The following is a 16,906-nucleotide window of genomic DNA, read 5'->3' as shown; positions in this document are numbered from 1 at the left end:
CCCACATCACTTCCGAAGGAGACCAGATCATGAACACACCGCCCCTCGCGACGACCAACCGGGTCTCGACAGGCTCGACCACCGGGACAAGCACCGGGAGCTTTGCCACCATCGAACCGCACCTTGAGATCACCGGCGATCTCGGACCCCGGTACGAGGAGATTCTCACCCCCGAGGCCCTGGTCTTCCTGGCGGAACTGCACGACCGGTTCGCCGGAACCCGGCACGACCTGCTCGCCGCCCGGTTGCGGAAGCGCGTCGACGCCGCCAACGGGCGCGACCCCGGTTTCCTCACCGAGACGGCGCATCTGCGTCGTGACCCGAGCTGGCGCGTCGCCGGCGCCGGGCCCGGTCTGGAGGACCGCCGGGTGGAAATCACCGGACCGACCGACCGCAAGATGGCCATCAACGCGTTGAACTCGGGCGCGAAGGTCTGGCTGGCCGATCAGGAGGATGCGACCAGCCCCACCTGGGCGAACGTCGTCGAGGGCCAGCTCAGCCTGTTCGACACCGTGCGCGGACAGCTGAGCTTCACCAGCCCAGAGGGCAAGGAATACAGCGTGACCGGCGGGCCGACCGGCCAGACCCCGACGATCGTGATGCGACCGCGCGGCTGGCACCTGGTCGAGAAGAACCTCATCTTCGTCGACCGGGCCAACCGGCGAATGAGCGCCTCCGGCAGCCTGGTCGACTTCGGCCTCTACTTCTTCCACAACGCTAAGCGCCTGATCCAGAACGGCAGCGGCCCGTACTTTTACCTCCCGAAGCTGGAAAGCCACTACGAGGCACGGCTGTGGGACGACATCTTCAGTCACTCCGAAGAGCGCCTCGGGATCGAGTACGGCACCATCCGCGCGACCGTGCTGATCGAGACCATCCAGGCCGCATTCGAAATGGAGGAGATCCTCTACGAGCTGCGCGACCACTGCGCCGGGCTGAACGCCGGCCGCTGGGACTACATCTTCAGCATCATCAAGACCTTCCGCACCAGGGGACGCCGTTTCGTCTTCCCCGACCGCAAGCAGATCACGATGACCGTGCCGTTCATGCGGGCCTATACCGAGCTGCTCGTCTCCACCTGCCACCGCCGTGGCGCGTATGCCATCGGCGGCATGAGCGCGTTCATTCCGAACCGGCGTGACCCGGAGGTCACCGCCCGAGCGCTCGAACAGGTCGCGGCGGACAAGCGACGTGAGGCCACCGACGGCTTCGACGGCACCTGGGTCGCCCACCCCGACCTCATCCCCACGGCGCAGGCCGAGTTTGACGCGGTGCTCGGCACCAACCCGAACCAGGTCCACCGCACCCGGGACGAGGTGTCGGTGACGGCGGCCGAGCTGCTCGACGTGGCGTCCGTCGGCGGCCAGATCACCGAGTCGGGCGTGCGCGACAACCTGAAGATCGGGCTGCGCTACATCGAGTCGTGGCTGCGCGGGGTTGGCGCCGCGGCCATCGACAACCTGATGGAGGACGCCGCGACGGCGGAGATCTCCCGCTCGCAGGTCTGGCAGTGGATCCATGACAACTCGGTCACCGCCGAGGGGCGCCGGATCGACAAGACCTGGGTCAACGAGCAGGTCTCCGAGGTCTTCGCCGGGCTCGAACGCACGCCGGGAGACCGTTTCGACGACGCCCTGGAGGTGTTCCGGGCATCCGCTCTCGAGCCCGAATTCCCGACGTTCCTCACCGTCGGCGCCTACGCCCGCTACCTCTAACCCACCCCGCCCCGCCGCCCCCTCCCGCGAGAGTGCACTTTTCGCCCTTACGACCAACGTGAAGGGGCGAAAAGTGCACTCTCGCGGAGGGGCGGGGGATCGGTAGGGTGGAGCGGTGATCACGATACGACGGGCGACCGGGGCGGATGCCGCGGCGCTGGCCGAGCTGGCCGAAGCCACCTTCTGGCTGGCCACGCCGGCGCACACCACGGCGGAGGCGGTGGCGGACTTCCTCCGGGAGATGCTCGCCGAGTCCAACTTCGCGGGCTACCTGGCCGATCCCGAACGTCTCCTCCTCGTCGCGGAGGAAGACGGCATCCTGCAGGGCTACACGATGCTCGTGTTCGGCGAGCCGACGGATGCCGACGCCAGGGCCGCCATCGGAATCCTCCCCACCGCGGAACTCAGCAAGTTCTACCTGCGCCAGGAGACCCACGGACGCGGAGTCGCCGCCCCGCTGATGACTGCCACGCTCAACGAGGCCAGGGCCCGCGGGGCGTCCGGCAGCTGGCTCGGCGTGAACCAGGAGAACGGGCGCGCCATCCGGTTCTACGAGAAGAACGGCTACGCGAAGGTCGGCGTGAAACGCTTCCTCGTCGGTGGGCAGTACGAGGACGACTTCGTGCTGGAGCGGGCGCTCTAACCCGATCCCGGCGCACACTCCGCGGCCGAATTCGGGTCAGGGCTCGGCCCGCACCCTATTCCGCGCCCGAGGCCCGGGCGGCGCGGGCCGCGATCGACTGTTCCTTCAGCCCGGTGATCTGCGCGTGCGCGGCGAGGGCCGCGCGCCTCGTCTCGCCGAGGTCCACGATCGGTGCCGGGTATTCATCCGTTCCCCACTCCGGCACGTTCTCGCGGATGTACTCTCCGTCCGGGTCGAACTTCTTTGCCTGCAGCTCGGGGTTGAAGACCCGGAAGTAGGGGGCAGCGTCGGCGCCCGAGCCGGCCACCCACTGCCAGCCGAACGGATTGCTCGCCGCATCGGCGTCGACGAGGGTGTCCCAGAACCACTCTTCCCCGATCCGCCAGTCGATGAGCAGGTTCTTGATCAGGAATGACGCCGCCACCATTCGTACCCGATTGTGCATGCTGCCGGTGCGCCAGAGTTCGCGCATGCCCGCGTCGACCAGCGGGAAGCCGGTGTGCCCGCGTCGCCAGGCGTCGAGGGCCCGCTCGTCGAGGGGCGGCCACGGGAAGGCGTCGAACTCCGGTCTCAGGTTGACGCTGGCCAGGTCGGGGGCGTTGTAGAGCACGTGATAGCTGAATTCGCGCCAGCCCACCTCGGTGAGGAACCGTGTCGCGCTCGCCTGGCCGGGGCCGGCCAGGCCGATCCGGCCCCACTCGGTCGCATGCCAAATCTGGAATGGACTGATCTCGCCCCAGCGCAGGTGCGGAGAGAGCCGGGAGGTCACGGTTCGGGCCGGTTCGTCGCGTTCGGTGGCATAACGGGTCAGCGAATCCCGCAGAAAGGTGTCGAGCCGTCGATGCGCGGCGGCCTCGCCCGGCTGCCAGGCCGCGCGCAGCCCGGCCGCCCAATCGGGCCGAGTGGGCAGAAGCGCCCAGTCTGCCAGCGGATCGGAGTCGAGGCGCCCCCGGTAGCCGGGGAGAGCCGTGGGCGCCGGATGCGGCGGCCGGGGCGGCGGACCGGCCTGGCAGGCCCGCCAGAACGGAGTGAAGACCGAATACGGTCCACCCTGCCCGGTCCGGATCGTCCACGGTTCGTGCAGAAGAGACCCGGCAAAACTGCGGGTGTCGATACCCGCCGCGCGCAGCCCGGACTTGAGCCGCGCGTCGACGACCCGTTCGGCGGCTCCGTAGCGGCGGTTCCAGAACACGGCGCCCGCGCCGACGGATGCCGCCAGCTCCGTCAGCACGGCCTCGGCCGGTCCGCGCCGGAGCGTCAGCCGGGCGCCGAGGCGCTCCAGCGAGTCGGCGAGCGAGGTCAGGCTCCCGTGCAGCCACCACCGGGCCGCGCCGCCGAGCGGGCGAATCCCGGCCGATTCCTCGTCAAGCAGATAGAGCGCCACGATCGGACGTCCGCGGGCCACGGCCGCGTGCAGTGCCGGGTTGTCGGCGAGTCGAAGGTCGTCCCGGAACCAGACGATCGACGGCCCGGTTCCGGTCTCGTCCCCGGGCGGCTCTTCGATTCCGGTCACGCGCGTGATTCCGCCCCGGGGCCGGCGGCCCCCGGGTCCCCGGCCACGCTGCCGTGGGAGTGCCCATCGGTCAGCGGCACGTCGGAGATGCGCAGCACGATCTTGCCCCTGGTGTGGCCCTGCTCGATCTCGCGGTGGGCCGCGGCCCCCTCGGCCAATTCGAACACCCGGTCGACGTGCACGCGCACGGTGCCGTCGTCGATCAGCTCACTGATCCAGTCCAGGGTGCGAGCGTCGGCCGCGACCTTGAAGCCGGTCGCGTCGACTCCCGCGGCGGCGGCATCGGCGGCCATCGTCGGCCAGCTCCCGGTCGGAGCGTTGACGAGGATGCCGCCCTCCCGAAGCACGCGGAGGGACCGGGTTCCCGTGTTGTCGTGCACGTTGCCGATCAGGTCGATCACCGAGTCAAGCCCGGTGAGCACCTCGTCGAACCGGGTCACGGTGTAGTCGATGACCTCGTCGGCGCCGAGCCGGCGGAGGAATTCCTGGTTGCGGGTCGACCCGGTGGCGATCACGTGGGCTCCGAACGCCTTGGCGAACTGCACCGCGAAGTGGCCGACGCCACCGCTGCCGCCATGGATCAGCATCCGCTGCCCTGGTGCGGCTTCGGCCAGGTCCACGACCATGCCCCAGGCCGTGAGCGCGGCCAGCGGCACGGCGGCGGCCTCGATGTGGCTGAGCCGTTTGGGCTTGTGGGTGACGCTCATGCTCGACACGGCGACGTACTCCGCGTAGCTGCCCGACGTGCGCGGGACCCGTGCCATGCCGTACACCTCGTCGCCGGGGCGCAGCGGGAATGCGTCGTAGGGTGAGCTGACGACGACGCCACTGAAGTCGTTGCCGAGCACCGCCGGGTAGGCGGAGATCGCGGCGGAGACACCCTTGCCGGCGCGGGTCTTGGCGTCGATCGGGTTGACCCCGGCCGCCACGACCCGAACGAGAAGCTCGTCGAGCACAACGAGCGGGACGGGCGCCTCCGCGAGGTGAAACTCGTCGGGGGCGCCGGGGCGATCGATCATCAGTGCGCGCATGGACAAGGGCATTTTCGTGGCGTTTCCCATTTCCCCATTGTCCACCGGGGACGGGCTCCGCCGCGCGGAACGGGGAACATCGGGCCCGTCTCGGCCGATTCCGCCGGGGCAAACGAATGTGACCTCAATTGGGGGCGTGTAAATCCCCGATGTCCCCCGTCTTGGGGGGTAGGCGACTCTGGTCGTCGGGTGGCGCGGACGAATAGTCTGTCCTCATAAAGGGGGACCGAGGTTCTCTTTTTAGGGGGCCATGAGGGTCCCGCCGGGAACCGTGGCACCGTGTCCACGGTCATTTTCTTCCGGCACTCGCTCTCCTGGCGCCGCTCGACAGGCCTCTCGCCGGACGCCGCGTTCAGCCTTTCGCCAAGCGGCAAGGGCCGAACTCAGTGCCGCGGTCCGTTCTGCCTGCGGCTACCTGGCGCTCATGGTGTTCAGCCGGGCGATGAGGTCATTGGCGTAACCGACCAGGATCGCAATCTGGTTGTCGTCGCGCTCGATCCAGCGGCATTCCGGCTCGGCGTTCACGGGCACGAAATCCTTGTGTTCCTCCCAGACCAGCAGGGTGCGTTCGGCTCCGAGCACGTACTGCTGCCACCAGACCTGGCGGAGGTAGGAGCGCGGGATGCTGCGCCACGGCTTGCTCGTCGTCTTGATCTCGGCGAGTTCCAGCCCGCCGGGTCCCGTACCGACCCCGTCCGGGGTGGCCAGGTGCCGGCGGTGCTCCGCAGCGTGGAAGAGGGTCGTGCTCGGTTCGATCCCGTAGTTACCGAGCACCCAGGCCGCGATTTCGGGTTCCCTGGCCCGGCCGTGGTCGGTGAAGGTGTTCCCGCTGAAGCTGCTGCCGTTGAACTTGTCGAAAGCCGCGTTCTGCACCGATTTCGGCGTGGCCAGTTTGGCGGCATCCGTTGCGGTGATCCCCTGGGCCCGCGCCCGCAACCAGGCCACTCGGTCGGTCGAGTCCGCGACAATGCGGAGCAGGTGTGGCGGGGACGGTGCAGCGACCGGCACGGATGACTCGTTCTCCTCGAAAAGAGAGAGCATGGTGTCGGTCACCTCCCCATTGTCTCCCGCTCCGGCCCCCATCGACGCCAGGCCGCGCCCCTTTCGGCAGCCCGCGCCCGCGGACGCGGGCGCGGCCTGCCGAAACGGGCGCGGCGAGGAGGAGGTGACGCCGGCCGGCCGGCGACGCGCGCAGGGCGACCGGGGGGGCGGATGCCGGCGCCGGCGCCAGGGCAGGCGCCGGCAGCGGGTCAGGCGACTTCCTTGAGCACGCCCTTCTTGATCTGCAGGCGGCGCTGGGCCCGGCGGGCGACCGCCGAATCGTGGGTGACCACGATCAGGGTGAGACCTCGGTCGCGCCAGAGGCCCTCGAGCAGGTCCATGATCTCGTCCCGGGTTTCCTCGTCGAGGTTTCCGGTGGGCTCGTCGGCGAGGAGCACGGTCGGTTCCTTCACCAGGGCGCGGGCGATCGCCACGCGCTGCTGCTGGCCGCCGGAGAGTTCGGCGGGCAGGTGGCCGCCCCTGTCCCCGAGGCCGACGGAATCGAGGGCCGCGGCCGCGCGCGCCCGGCGCTCGGCGTGGCCGAGTCCGATGGGCGCGAGGGCGGTCTCCACGTTCTCCTGTGCGGTGAGGGTGGGGATCAGGTTGAAGCCCTGGAACACGAAGCCGATCTGGGTGGCCCTGATCCGGCCGAGCTTGCCGTCACCGAGTCGGGAGAGGTCGGCGTCGCCGAGCTGCACGGTGCCGTCGGTGGGCCGGTCAAGTGCCCCGAGCATCTGCAGCAGGGTCGACTTGCCTCCCCCGGTCGGCCCCTGGATGGCGATCATCTGGCCGTCCGGGATCGACACGCTCACGTTGCTCAGCGCGACCACGGAGCGTTTGCCCTGGTCGTACTTCTTGGTCACATTCGTCAGTTCATACATCTGCTGAGTCCTTCGGGTTGTCGGTGCGAAATTCGAGATTGGGCGGTCGGCGGCGACCTGGGTCGGTCAGGCGATGCTGCGCAGGGCCTCGGCCGGACGCAGGCGTGAGGCGCGCCAGCCGCCGATCGCACCGGCGAGCAGCCCGCCGAGCACGGCCAGACCGACCGCGATCAGGATCACCGACACCGTCACCGGCGCCGTCAGCACGATGTCCGAGGTGGCGGCCGCCTGGGTGGCGCCGCCGAACCGGCCGCCGCCAGGACCGGCTCCGGCTCCGGGCCCGGCCGCGGCGACGGCGGTTCCGGCGGTCAGGGTGGGGGCGACGATGTTGACGACGAGGATGCCGAGGAGCCCGATCGCGATGCCCGCCGCGCCGCCGATCAGCCCCTGGACCAGGGATTCACCTGCCACCTGTCGCACGATCCTGCCGTTCGACCAGCCGATCGCCTTGAGGGTGCCGAACTCCCGGGTGCGGCGGGTGACCCCGGTGACCGTGAAGAGCACCGCGATCAGGAAGGCGGCCGCGAGCACGATCAGCGACAACCAGAGGCCGAGGTTCTTGACCAGGTCGGAGGCGCTGGAGAGGGACCCGGACACGCTCGAGGCGAGGTCGGCCTGGGTCTTGACGGTCGCGGCGGGAAGCGCCTTCTCGATGCCGGCCTGCACCTGGCCGATGTCGGTGGAGGATGCCGCCTGCACGTAGATGTTGGAGACCTGCCCGGTCAGCCCGGAGAGCGTCTGCGCCACGTCCAGCGGAATGTAGACATTCGCGGCCGTGGCGGCGTCGGCGGAGGTCGCGGTGACGAGGCCGACGATGCTGAAGTCGGTGCCGGCGATCGAGACGGTGTCGCCGGTGGCGAGCGACGCGGAGGTGGCGTAGCTGGAGTCGAGCACGGCGACGTTGGTGCCGGCATCCGTCTTGGCGAGGGAGCGGCCGTCGGTGAGGGTCACCGCGGAGAGGGGGCCGACCGCTTCATTGGTCGGGTCGAGTCCGAGAACGGAGAAGGAGTTCACGTCGAATGAGCTGCCACCGGCGCCATCCGGTCCGCCCTCGGGCGGGGTGGCGCCAGCCGCGGGGGCGGCACCGTCAGCGATCGCCGAGCCCTGCGTGCGCGTGGGCAGGGCCCCGTTGAAGGTCGTGTTCTCCAGCGCGAGGGTGGCGGCCGCTCCGCTCACGTTGTCGACGTTGCCCACCGTGGCCAGGGCCGTCGAGTCGAACGTCGACGTGCCGCGGGTGGCCGACAACCGCGAGGTGTTGACGGTGGTGGTTCCATCGGCCGCGGTGCCGTCGGCAGCGCCGAAGTCGAACTTCTGTCGCGCCCCGCTGGTGTCGCCGGCCGCGGGTGCGGTGGGCGTCTGGCTCACCGTGATGTCCGTTCCCACGCCATAGACGGATTCGAGAACCTTGGCCTGGGCCAGCTGCACGCCGCTCGAGACGGAGTTGACGATAATGACCAGGGCGATGGCCAGTGCCATGCCGATCGCGACGATCGCGGTCTGCTTGCGGCGGCCGGCGAGCTCCCGTCGCAGGTAAGTGATAAACATGGTTCTCCAGTTCCGGCGATGGAACCATCACCGCAGAAGACGCTACGAGCGTCGGCTGTGGCAGTGCTATCGGCAAGCTATGAATCAGCCATGGAGGTGAGACCGGGCGTCCTCACAGGAATGCCACGGGCGGCGCATAGCCATTTCATAGATAACTCGGGATACTGGAAACATGAGTACTCGTGAGACCGACCATGCCGCCCGCGCCCCGCGACTGCACAAGGCGGACGGCAGCCCGATCCGGGTCCTGGTCGTTGATGACGAGCCGACCCTCACCGACCTGCTCTCGATGGCCCTGCGCTACGAGGGCTGGGAGGTGCGCACCGCCGGCGAGGGCCGCCAGGCACTCACCATCGCTCGCGAGTTTCGGCCGGATGCGATCGTGCTCGACATCATGCTGCCCGACATCGATGGGCTCCAGGTGCTGCAGCGGGTGCGCGCCGACGGCCACGAAACCCCGGTGCTCTTCCTCACGGCTAAGGACTCCCTCGATGACCGGATCGCCGGCCTGACCGCGGGCGGCGACGACTACGTCACCAAGCCGTTCAGCCTCGAGGAGGTCGTCGCCCGGCTGCGCGGCCTCATTCGCCGGTCGACCCTGGCCGTGTCCGACTCCACCGATCCGAGAATCTCCGTCGGCGACCTCACCCTCGACGAGGACAGCTATGAGGTGTCCCGGGGCGGCGATCCGATCGAGCTGACCGCAACCGAGTTCGAGTTGCTGCGTTTCCTCATGCGAAACCCGCGGCGGGTGCTGAGCAAGGCCCAAATCCTGGACCGGGTCTGGAGCTACGACTTCGGTGGCAAGTCCTCCGTCGTGGAGATCTACATATCCTACCTGCGCAAGAAAATCGATGCCGGTCGCGAGCCGATGATCCACACGGTTCGCGGCGCCGGCTACATGCTGAAGACCGCCTGATGAAGCTGAAGCGGCTCCGACGACCCCGTGCGCCGTGGACACTCCGTCGACGGCTTGTGCTCGCCGTCGTCGGGTTGCTCGCCCTGGTCAGCATCTCGATCGGGCTGGTCAGCGTCGCGATCCTCCGGGCATCCCTGCTCGACGGCCTCGACACGCAGCTCAGCTCGGCGTCCGACCGATCCCAGGCTGCGCTCGACGGGCGTCGGGGCGCGGACGATGGGACGGCCGGACTCTTCACCCCAACGGCCGAGATGATCCTGAACGGACCGGCCCAGCCGCCCGGCACGCTCGCGCTGGTCTTCGACGGTGCGACGATCTCCTCCGGTTACTCCACGGTGAGCGGCACCATCGCCGAGCTCAGCACCCACCAGAAGGAGATCCTCGCCCGGGCGATGCAACCGTCCCGTGCCGTGAGCATCGACCTCGGCGGCACCGTGGGCGACTACCGCATCATGGCCAACATCAATCGCAGTGGAGTCCTCTATCTGGTCGGGCTGCCGCTGTCCGGGGTGAACGGCACCGCCGCTCAACTCGCGATCATCATCAGTGTGGTCTCGCTGGCCGGAATCATCGTCGTCGCCGTCCTGGCGATGTGGATCGTGCGCCTTGCCCTCCGCCCGCTTCAGCGGGTCACCGAGACCGCGGCCCGGGTGGCCGAACTGCCCCTCGACCGCGGGGAGGTCTCCCTGGTCGAGCGCGTTCCGGCCGCCGACACCGACCCGCGGACCGAGGTCGGCCGGGTGGGATCGGCGCTCAACCGGATGCTCGACCACGTGGACGTCGCCCTGGAGACCCGGCACGCCAGCGAACGAAAGGTGCGCCAGTTCGTCGCGGATGCCAGCCACGAGTTGCGCACCCCGCTCGCCTCGATCCGCGGCTACTCCGAACTCACCCGGCGCACCGGCCAGGATCTCCCGCCCGACGCCCTGCACTCGCTCGGGCGGATCGAATCCGAATCGATCCGGATGACCGGACTGGTCGAGGACCTGCTCCTGCTGGCCCGGCTCGACGAGGGCCGGGAGCTCGAACTCGGCCCGGTCGACCTGACCAGCCTGCTGGTCGACGTCGTCAGCGACGCGCACGCCGCCGGCCGTGATCGGGTCCTCGGCCTCGAACTGCCCGACGAACCGGTCCAGGTCGTCGCCGACGCCGCGCGCCTGCACCAGGTCTTCGCCAACCTGCTCGCCAACGCCCGAATTCACACGCCGCCGGAGGCGAGCGTCGAGGTCGAGCTGTCCCTGGCGGGCGACCGGGCAGTGGTGACCGTGACGGATGACGGCCCAGGCATCCCCGAGAACCTCCGGGAGACCCTGTTCGAACGCTTCGCCCGCGGCGACACCTCCCGCTTCCGGGGCACGGGCAGCACGGGCCTCGGCCTGGCCATCGTCGACGCCGTCGTCACCGCCCACCACGGCGAGGTCAGCGTGGACAGTCACCCCGGCCGCACCTGCTTCCGGGTGGCCGTGCCGCTCGGCTGACCCGCCCCGCCGCACGCGGCGCAGGGAACCTGCGTTTCTGAGAACCGGGTCAGGTTCGGCGGGCGCTTTCCCGGCCGACGCGGGGGCGAGGATCCTACGATGGCGAAGTGACTTACTCGCTCCTGGGGGTGTTCGGGATCCTCCTCCTCGTCGGCGCGGCCGTCGTCGGGCCGAAGCTGGGCGTGGCCGCGCCCCTGGTGCTCGTTCTCGCCGGCGTCGCCGGAAGCCTGATCCCCGGCGTCCCCGATGTGGCCATTCCGCCCGGTTTCATCCTCAGCGCCGTGCTCCCGCCGCTGCTCTATGCGGGGGCCGTCACCCTCCCCGTCGTCGACTTCCGCCGCAACCTCAAGGCCATCACCGGGCTCTCCGTGCTGCTCGTCCTGGTCAGCGCGTTCATCGTCGGCCTGGTGTTCCACTGGCTGCTGCCCGCGCTGAGCCTCCCGGCGGCCATCGCCCTCGGCGCGGTCGTCAGCCCCCCGGATGCCGTCGCCGCGACGGCGATCGGGCGCCGGCTCGGACTGCCGCCGAGGCTGATCACCCTCCTGCACGGGGAGAGCCTCGTCAACGACGCCTCGGCCCTGGTCCTGCTGCGCTCGGCGGTGGCGGCGACGGCCGGCTCCATCGCGCTTCTCGACGTCATCGGCGACTTCGCCTACGCGGTCGTCGCGGCGATCCTGATCGGGTTTGTGGTGGGGCAGGTCACGGTCTGGCTCCGTTCTCACCTCGACGACGTCGTGCTGAACACGACCATTTCCTTTGCCGTTCCGTTCCTGGCGTTCATCCCGGCCAACGAGATCAAGGCATCCGGTGTGCTCGCCGTCGTCGTCGCCGGAATGGTGACCGGCCACCGGAGCGCCCAACTCTTCTCTGCGCAGGACCGCATCAATGAGCGCCTGAACTGGCGAACCGTCCAATTCGTGCTGGAGAACGGTGTATTCCTGGTCATGGGCCTCGGGTTGAAGGGTCTGATCGACCAGGTGAAGGATGACCACTTCAGTGTCAGTCAGGCGATCGCGCTGGGGCTGCTCGCCACACTCGTGCTGACCCTGGTCCGCATCGCGTTCGTAGTCCCGTTGCTCGCCCTGCTCCGGAGCGACGGACGGCGAGCGAGGGAGAAGGGCCCGTCCACATCGTTCGCCGGGCGATGGCGGAGAGACCTCCCGGGCGCGGACGGGCAAGGTGCGAGGAAGGATCGACTGACCGTGCGACGGCGGCATGCCGATTTCGCCTTCGTGACCACGGAGGGGCTCGGCTGGCGGGGCGGCGCCGTGCTGGCCTGGTCTGGCATGCGCGGTGTCGTCACCGTGGCGGCGGCACATTCCCTGCCGGCCGCCACCCCGTACCGCGCACAGCTGTTGCTCATCGCCTTCACGGTCGCCATCGTCTCGCTGCTCGTTCAGGGCGGGACGCTTCCGCTGCTGATCAGGTCACTGGGAATGCGCGGTGGCGACCAGGCAGCGGATCGCGCGGAACTGTCGACCCTCGTCGCGGAGATGACGGGCGTCGGCCTCGCGATGCTCGACAACCCCGCCGTGGCCCAGGACGACGGCCGCCGGTTCGATTCCCAGGTGGTGGAGCGGGTGCGCCTGGCGAGCTCCCGGCGCCAGCAGTCACTGTCGGAGTCGCCCGACACGGATGCCGCCGGACCGCAGGAGCAGTACCGGGCCCTGCGACTCCGGGTGCTACGGGCGGAACGTGACGCGTTGCTCGACGCGAGGTCGACCGGCTCGTACAGCTCCCGAGCGGTCGAGCGCGCCCAGCACCTGCTCGACAGCGAGGAGTTCCGCCTCAGCGGATCCGGATAATGGCCGGGTCCGGAGTGCGCACCCGGCCGGTGACCCCGGCCCGATTTGCGGGCACGGCCCGCGTCACCTAGAGTGATGCTTAGCCAAAGACCGCCGGTTGTCATCGCCCCTGCACAGGGAGCGGTGATCGAAGGTTCATTCACGTGAACGGCCCGCGCAGGAATCGAAGTAGGTCATGCACTCCCTCGCGGAGTGCCTCCCAGCTCCGGCGCTTGCGCTGGGGCTTTTTTCATGTCTGCGCCCCGGGCTACCGGCACATGAAAACCAAGAGGAGCGCCATGGCGAACAAGGAAGCAACGGTCGCCGAGCTTACGGAGAAATTCCAGAGCTCGACCGCCGTTCTGCTCACCGAGTACCGCGGTCTCACTGTTGCGCAGCTCAAGACGCTGCGCGTTTCCATCAGTGCGGACGCCACGTACGCCGTGGTGAAGAACACGCTGACCAAGATTGCGGCCAACAACGCCGGCATCACGTCGTTTGACGACGAGCTTGTCGGTCCGTCCGCAATCGCATTCGTGCACGGAGACCCTGTCGCCGTCGCGAAGACCCTGCGTGCCTTCACCAAGGCAAACCCTCTCCTGGTAGTGAAGGGTGGTTACTTCGACGGTAACCCGCTCACCGCCGCAGAGGTAGGCAAGCTCGCCGACCTCGAGTCCCGCGAAGTGCTGCTGGCCAAGCTGGCCGGCGCATTCAAGGCCTCGCTGTTCGGAGCCGCATATCTGTTCAACGCACCACTGTCGAAGGCTGTTCGCACCATCGAGGCGCTGCGTGAGAAGCAGGAGTCCGCGAACTAGGCATTTGCCTGGCATGGCGGTGAGTAACTAAGAAACTATAGGGAGAAAAATCATGGCAAAGCTTTCCACCGAAGAATTGCTCGAACAGTTCAAGGGTCTGACCCTCATCGAACTCAGCGAGTTCGTCAAGGCGTTCGAGGAGACCTTCGAGGTCACCGCTGCTGCTCCGGTCGCCGCTGCCGGCGCTGCCGGACCGGCCGCTGCTGTTGAAGAGGTCGAAGAGCAGAGCGCGTTCGACGTCGTTCTCGAAGCCGTCGGCGACAAGAAGATCCAGGTCATCAAGGTTGTGCGCGAGCTCACCAGCCTGGGCCTTGGCGAGGCCAAGGCCGTCGTCGATGGCGCGCCGAAGGCCGTCCTCGAAGGCGTCTCCAAGGAGGCCGCTGAAAAGGGCAAGGCTGCTCTCGAAGCTGCCGGCGCCACCGCAGTCCTCAAGTAACTAACCGGGCCCCCTGGGGGTCCAGTGAGGTCGGACGGCGTCAGCCGTCCAGCACGCCGGAGGGCGTCGCATCCCTGGATGCGACGCCCTCCGGCCGTTAACCCGGCAATGCCACTCCGGATGAATATATATAGCTTGGCTATGTATAGTGGAGTGATGCCCATGACCCTGCACACCATCCTCGGCGACCTCGTCTCGGTCAACCACCGGTTGACCAGAGTGGCCGCCCACGCCGCCGTGAACCCGGAATCGCCGGCCGTCTGGCGCACGCTCAGCGCGCTGCGCGAATCAGGTTCGATCCGTCTCGGCGAACTCGCCGTGCGGAGCCGGGTCTCCCAGCCGACGGCCACCAAGCTCGTCAGCCATCTCGAGCTGCGCGGGTGGGCGACCCGCCTGTCCGACCCTCTCGACGCCCGGGTCTCCCAGACGGTGATCACCCCGGCCGGGGAGGCCGCACTGCTCGGCTGGCGGGACGAGATCGCGACGGCGCTGCTCCCCATGTTCGCCGATCTGCCCGCCGCAGACATCGCCGTGCTCGAGCGCGCTCTCTGGATCCTCCGGGATCGGGTTGACCGGAGCGACCCGGTCGGCTTGGCCGCCCCGATCGCAGAGCTCGGCGGCGAACGGTGAGCCGTGCCACCGGCCGCGCCGTAGGCAGCCCCTCGGGAATCGACGTCGGTGCGTCCACGCATGTGGCCGTGACGGCGGAGCCGGCCCGCAGCATCCTGCACCAGCCGACCGCGGTCTGGGCGGTCGCCTTCGCCTGCGTGATCGCGTTCATGGGGATCGGCCTGGTCGATCCCATCCTGCCGGCCATCGCGCGCGACCTCGCGGCCTCGCCGACCGAGACCGAGATGCTGTTCACCAGCTACCTCGTGATCACGGGCATCGCCATGTTCTTCACGAGCTGGCTGTCCAGCCGGATCGGCGCCAAGCGAACCCTGCTGATCGGCCTCGCACTGATCATCGCCTTCGCCCTGGCGGCCGGCCTGTCGCAGGACGTGGAGTCGATCATCGGCTTCAGGGCCGGCTGGGGTCTCGGCAACGCGCTCTTCATCTCCACCGCCCTGGCCACGATCGTCGGCGCAGCCTCGGGCGGCACGTCCTCGGCGATCATCCTCTATGAGGCGGCGCTCGGCCTGGGCATCGCCATCGGCCCGCTGATCGGCGGCCTCCTCGGCAGCCTGAGCTGGCGCGGTCCGTTCTTCGGCAGCGCCACGCTGATGGCGGTCGGCTTCGTGGCCATCGTCGTGATGTTGAAGTCCGAGCCGACCAGGCCGGCGCCGATCCGCGTCTCGGCCCCGTTCCGGGCGCTCGCCCGCCCCGGGCTCGGCGTGCTGGCCGCCGCCGCCTTCTTCTACAACATCGGCTTCTTCGTACTCCTGGCCTACACCCCGTTCGCCCTCGTGCCGCTGGGCCTGGGCAGCGCCGTGACCCTCGGGCTCGTCTTTTTCGGCTGGGGGCTCTCGCTCGCAATCACCTCGGTCTGGGTCGCACCGATCCTGACCCGTCGGATGCCGCGCACCCGGGTACTCTGGTTCGTGCTCCCGCTGCTCACGCTGGACCTCCTGGCCGCTGCCGGGTCGATCGGATCCGCGGTCGGCCTGGTCGCCTGCGTCGTCATCGGCGGCCTGCTGCTCGGCGTGCTCAACACCGTGCTCACGGAATGCGTGATGGAGGCGACCGACCTGCCACGTTCCGTGGCGAGTTCGGCGTACTCCGGGGTGCGTTTTCTCGGCGGAGCCATCGCGCCGCCCGCCGCGACGCTGTTAGCGGCTTCGGTCGGGCCGGCCAGCCCGTTCGTCGCAGCGGCGGCAGCCGTGCTCGTCGCAGTCGCCATTCTCCTGGCCGGGCATCGGCACCTGGCCCGCGCCAACGGGCAGGTAGACCCACTCGAGGAAGCGGAGGCGATCGGCGCCGGCGACAGCTGAGCGGGGCCCGAGCTGACCCGCGACCGGTCAGGCGCCGGCGTGGCTCCGCGGTCTGCTCGTGCTCGAGCGGAAGACAAGGTTGGTCGGCAGCACCGTCAGATGGTCGGAATCGTTCCGGGGTGTGGGGGACTCGAGCTCGGTGAGGAGCGTCGTCACGGCGAGCTGTCCCTGCAACCTTGGGTGCTGCTCCAGCGTGGTCAGGCGGAACATCTCGGCATACGGATGCCCGTCGATGCCGATCACGGACAGGTCCGCGGGCACCTGGATTCCCAGCTCCCTGGCGGCGACGATCAGGCCCATCGCGATCTCGTCGCTCGCGGCGAAGACCGCGGTCGGTCGGCTGCGAGGGTCGCCGAAGACGGACAGGCCGACCCGATACCCGCCCGGCATGGTGAACTCGCACGGGCGGAATGCACCCTCGGGCCGGCAGCCGGCCTCCTCCATGGCCGCATAGAACCCGGTCAATCGCTGACTGTGCACCTTGAAGTCCATTTCATCTGCCTGGTTGCCGCCGATGTGCAGGATGTCGCGGTGCCCGAGGCTGAGCAGGTGCTCCGTGGCAAGTCGGGCGGAGGCGACGTCGTCGATCGCGATCGTCGGCACTCCCCGAATCGGACCGCCGATGCCGACCAGCGGGCGGCCGAGGCGGTGCAGGTGGTCGACCTCTCCCGCGCTGAGGGCGACGCCGACCGAGATCACCCCGTCGAACCTTTTGCGGGCGAGGAAATACTCGAAGACGCTGTCCCGCTCGGGCGAGGCGGCCGGCAGATTGTAGAGGGTCATGTCGTAGCCCTGGGCGAGAAGAGTCTCCTCCATGCTCTCGAGCACCTCGGAGAAGAACCAGCGACTGATGAAGGGAATGATGACGCCGACGCTCTTGGTGCGGCCCGTGACCAGGCTGGCGGCGTTGGGGGAGGCGACGTAACCGATCGCCCTGGCCGCGGCGACGACCTTGAGTCTGGTCTCCTCCGACACGTAGCCCCGGCCGCTGAGCGCCCGGGACGCCGTGGCCTTCGCCACGCCGGCGAGGCGGGCGACATCCGCGATCGCGCTCATTCCGGCCTCCGTCGTTGGTTGTGCTGACGACAGACTAGCCGCATTCTCCCCACTCTGGAACCGGTTCCATGAATATCTGCGCCGCGCGTCGCCCCGAACGCGCCCACCGCCCCTTGAG

15 protein-coding genes are annotated in these 16,906 nt (G+C 69.0%); 9 read left to right on the top strand and 6 right to left on the bottom strand.

All coding sequences use genetic code 11. From position 1 onward, the window contains the following. The first annotated feature begins 29 nt into the window (after positions 1 to 29). Together aceB and QMG61_RS06555 are read left to right on the top strand one after the other, a co-directional pair. Positions 30 to 1,715, top strand: a complete 1,686-nt coding sequence (gene aceB / locus QMG61_RS06560; protein WP_283493536.1) for a malate synthase A — start codon at positions 30 to 32, stop codon at positions 1,713 to 1,715. A gap of 115 nt (positions 1,716 to 1,830) precedes the next feature. Next, on the top strand, positions 1,831 to 2,358 hold the full coding sequence (locus QMG61_RS06555; RefSeq protein WP_283493535.1) for a GNAT family N-acetyltransferase: 528 nt from the start codon (positions 1,831 to 1,833) through the stop codon (positions 2,356 to 2,358). Between the two features lie 55 nt (positions 2,359 to 2,413). On the opposite strand, the gene QMG61_RS06550 is transcribed toward QMG61_RS06555, so the two are convergent. The 5 genes from QMG61_RS06550 to QMG61_RS06530 form a co-directional block, all read right to left on the bottom strand. Continuing rightward, on the bottom strand, positions 2,414 to 3,871 hold the full coding sequence (locus QMG61_RS06550) for a cryptochrome/photolyase family protein (protein WP_283493534.1): 1,458 nt from the start codon (positions 3,869 to 3,871) through the stop codon (positions 2,414 to 2,416). Next, the gene (locus QMG61_RS06545; RefSeq protein ID WP_283493533.1) at positions 3,868 to 4,932 is read right to left on the bottom strand and encodes an NADP-dependent oxidoreductase; all 1,065 of its coding nucleotides are present in this window, start codon (positions 4,930 to 4,932) and stop codon (positions 3,868 to 3,870) included. Before QMG61_RS06545 ends, QMG61_RS06550 begins: the two co-directional genes overlap by 4 nt. A gap of 381 nt (positions 4,933 to 5,313) precedes the next feature. Beyond that, positions 5,314 to 5,943 carry a YqaJ viral recombinase family protein gene (locus QMG61_RS06540; RefSeq protein WP_283493643.1) on the bottom strand — a complete coding sequence of 210 codons (630 nt, stop codon included), beginning with the start codon at positions 5,941 to 5,943 and terminating at the stop codon, positions 5,314 to 5,316. A 209-nt stretch (positions 5,944 to 6,152) separates the two neighbouring features. Continuing rightward, positions 6,153 to 6,824 carry an ABC transporter ATP-binding protein gene (locus tag QMG61_RS06535; RefSeq protein WP_283493532.1) on the bottom strand — a complete coding sequence of 224 codons (672 nt, stop codon included), beginning with the start codon at positions 6,822 to 6,824 and terminating at the stop codon, positions 6,153 to 6,155. 66 nt (positions 6,825 to 6,890) lie between these two features. After that, positions 6,891 to 8,369 (bottom strand): ABC transporter permease, encoded by a 1,479-nt coding sequence (locus QMG61_RS06530; protein ID WP_283493531.1) that lies wholly within the window; start codon positions 8,367 to 8,369, stop codon positions 6,891 to 6,893. Between the two features lie 172 nt (positions 8,370 to 8,541). Here QMG61_RS06530 and QMG61_RS06525 point away from each other — a divergent pair, with 172 nt between their 5' ends. The 7 genes from QMG61_RS06525 (at position 8,542) to QMG61_RS06495 (ending at position 15,732) form a co-directional block, all read left to right on the top strand. Next, complete coding sequence (locus QMG61_RS06525) at positions 8,542 to 9,288, top strand: response regulator transcription factor (RefSeq protein WP_283493530.1); 747 nt, start codon at positions 8,542 to 8,544, stop codon at positions 9,286 to 9,288. Further along, the gene (locus QMG61_RS06520; protein WP_283493529.1) at positions 9,288 to 10,766 is read left to right on the top strand and encodes a sensor histidine kinase; all 1,479 of its coding nucleotides are present in this window, start codon (positions 9,288 to 9,290) and stop codon (positions 10,764 to 10,766) included. The genes QMG61_RS06525 and QMG61_RS06520 overlap by 1 nt, the downstream gene beginning before the upstream one ends. Before the next feature lie 107 nt (positions 10,767 to 10,873). Continuing rightward, a complete protein-coding gene (locus QMG61_RS06515) occupies positions 10,874 to 12,571 on the top strand; it encodes a cation:proton antiporter (protein WP_283493528.1) in 1,698 nt (565 codons plus the stop codon). Between the two features lie 278 nt (positions 12,572 to 12,849). After that, on the top strand, positions 12,850 to 13,365 hold the full coding sequence (gene rplJ / locus QMG61_RS06510) for a 50S ribosomal protein L10 (RefSeq protein ID WP_134365673.1): 516 nt from the start codon (positions 12,850 to 12,852) through the stop codon (positions 13,363 to 13,365). A 52-nt stretch (positions 13,366 to 13,417) separates the two neighbouring features. Beyond that, positions 13,418 to 13,801: a 50S ribosomal protein L7/L12 gene (gene rplL, locus QMG61_RS06505; protein ID WP_283493527.1), complete on the top strand. Its 384-nt coding sequence runs from the start codon at positions 13,418 to 13,420 to the stop codon at positions 13,799 to 13,801. 156 nt (positions 13,802 to 13,957) lie between these two features. Next, positions 13,958 to 14,431, top strand: coding sequence for a MarR family winged helix-turn-helix transcriptional regulator (locus QMG61_RS06500; protein WP_283493526.1), 474 nt, complete (start codon positions 13,958 to 13,960; stop codon positions 14,429 to 14,431). Between the two features lie 68 nt (positions 14,432 to 14,499). Further along, on the top strand, positions 14,500 to 15,732 hold the full coding sequence (locus tag QMG61_RS06495; RefSeq protein ID WP_283493642.1) for an MFS transporter: 1,233 nt from the start codon (positions 14,500 to 14,502) through the stop codon (positions 15,730 to 15,732). Positions 15,733 to 15,759: 27 nt separating this feature from the next. On the opposite strand, the gene QMG61_RS06490 is transcribed toward QMG61_RS06495, so the two are convergent. After that, positions 15,760 to 16,788: a LacI family DNA-binding transcriptional regulator gene (locus QMG61_RS06490; protein ID WP_283493525.1), complete on the bottom strand. Its 1,029-nt coding sequence runs from the start codon at positions 16,786 to 16,788 to the stop codon at positions 15,760 to 15,762. Positions 16,789 to 16,906 lie beyond the last annotated feature (118 nt).

It is taken from the genome of Cryobacterium sp. PH31-AA6, from assembly GCF_030063195.1.
Lineage (GTDB): Bacteria > Actinomycetota > Actinomycetes > Actinomycetales > Microbacteriaceae > Cryobacterium.
This window is presented reverse-complemented; position numbering and strand designations above follow the sequence as displayed.

Excerpts from the sequence above, each read along its gene's own strand:
- aceB (WP_283493536.1), top strand. The coding sequence starts at position 30 with ATGAACACACCGCCCCTCGCGACGACCAACCGGGTCTCGACAGGCTCG.
- QMG61_RS06545 (WP_283493533.1), bottom strand. The coding sequence starts at position 4,932 with ATGGGAAACGCCACGAAAATGCCCTTGTCCATGCGCGCACTGATGATC.
- QMG61_RS06540 (WP_283493643.1), bottom strand. The coding sequence starts at position 5,943 with ATGCTCTCTCTTTTCGAGGAGAACGAGTCATCCGTGCCGGTCGCTGCA.
- QMG61_RS06535 (WP_283493532.1), bottom strand. The coding sequence starts at position 6,824 with ATGTATGAACTGACGAATGTGACCAAGAAGTACGACCAGGGCAAACGC.
- QMG61_RS06530 (WP_283493531.1), bottom strand. The coding sequence starts at position 8,369 with ATGTTTATCACTTACCTGCGACGGGAGCTCGCCGGCCGCCGCAAGCAG.
- QMG61_RS06525 (WP_283493530.1), top strand. The coding sequence starts at position 8,542 with ATGAGTACTCGTGAGACCGACCATGCCGCCCGCGCCCCGCGACTGCAC.
- QMG61_RS06520 (WP_283493529.1), top strand. The coding sequence starts at position 9,288 with ATGAAGCTGAAGCGGCTCCGACGACCCCGTGCGCCGTGGACACTCCGT.
- rplJ (WP_134365673.1), top strand. The coding sequence starts at position 12,850 with ATGGCGAACAAGGAAGCAACGGTCGCCGAGCTTACGGAGAAATTCCAG.
- rplL (WP_283493527.1), top strand. The coding sequence starts at position 13,418 with ATGGCAAAGCTTTCCACCGAAGAATTGCTCGAACAGTTCAAGGGTCTG.
- QMG61_RS06500 (WP_283493526.1), top strand. The coding sequence starts at position 13,958 with ATGCCCATGACCCTGCACACCATCCTCGGCGACCTCGTCTCGGTCAAC.
- QMG61_RS06490 (WP_283493525.1), bottom strand. The coding sequence starts at position 16,788 with ATGAGCGCGATCGCGGATGTCGCCCGCCTCGCCGGCGTGGCGAAGGCC.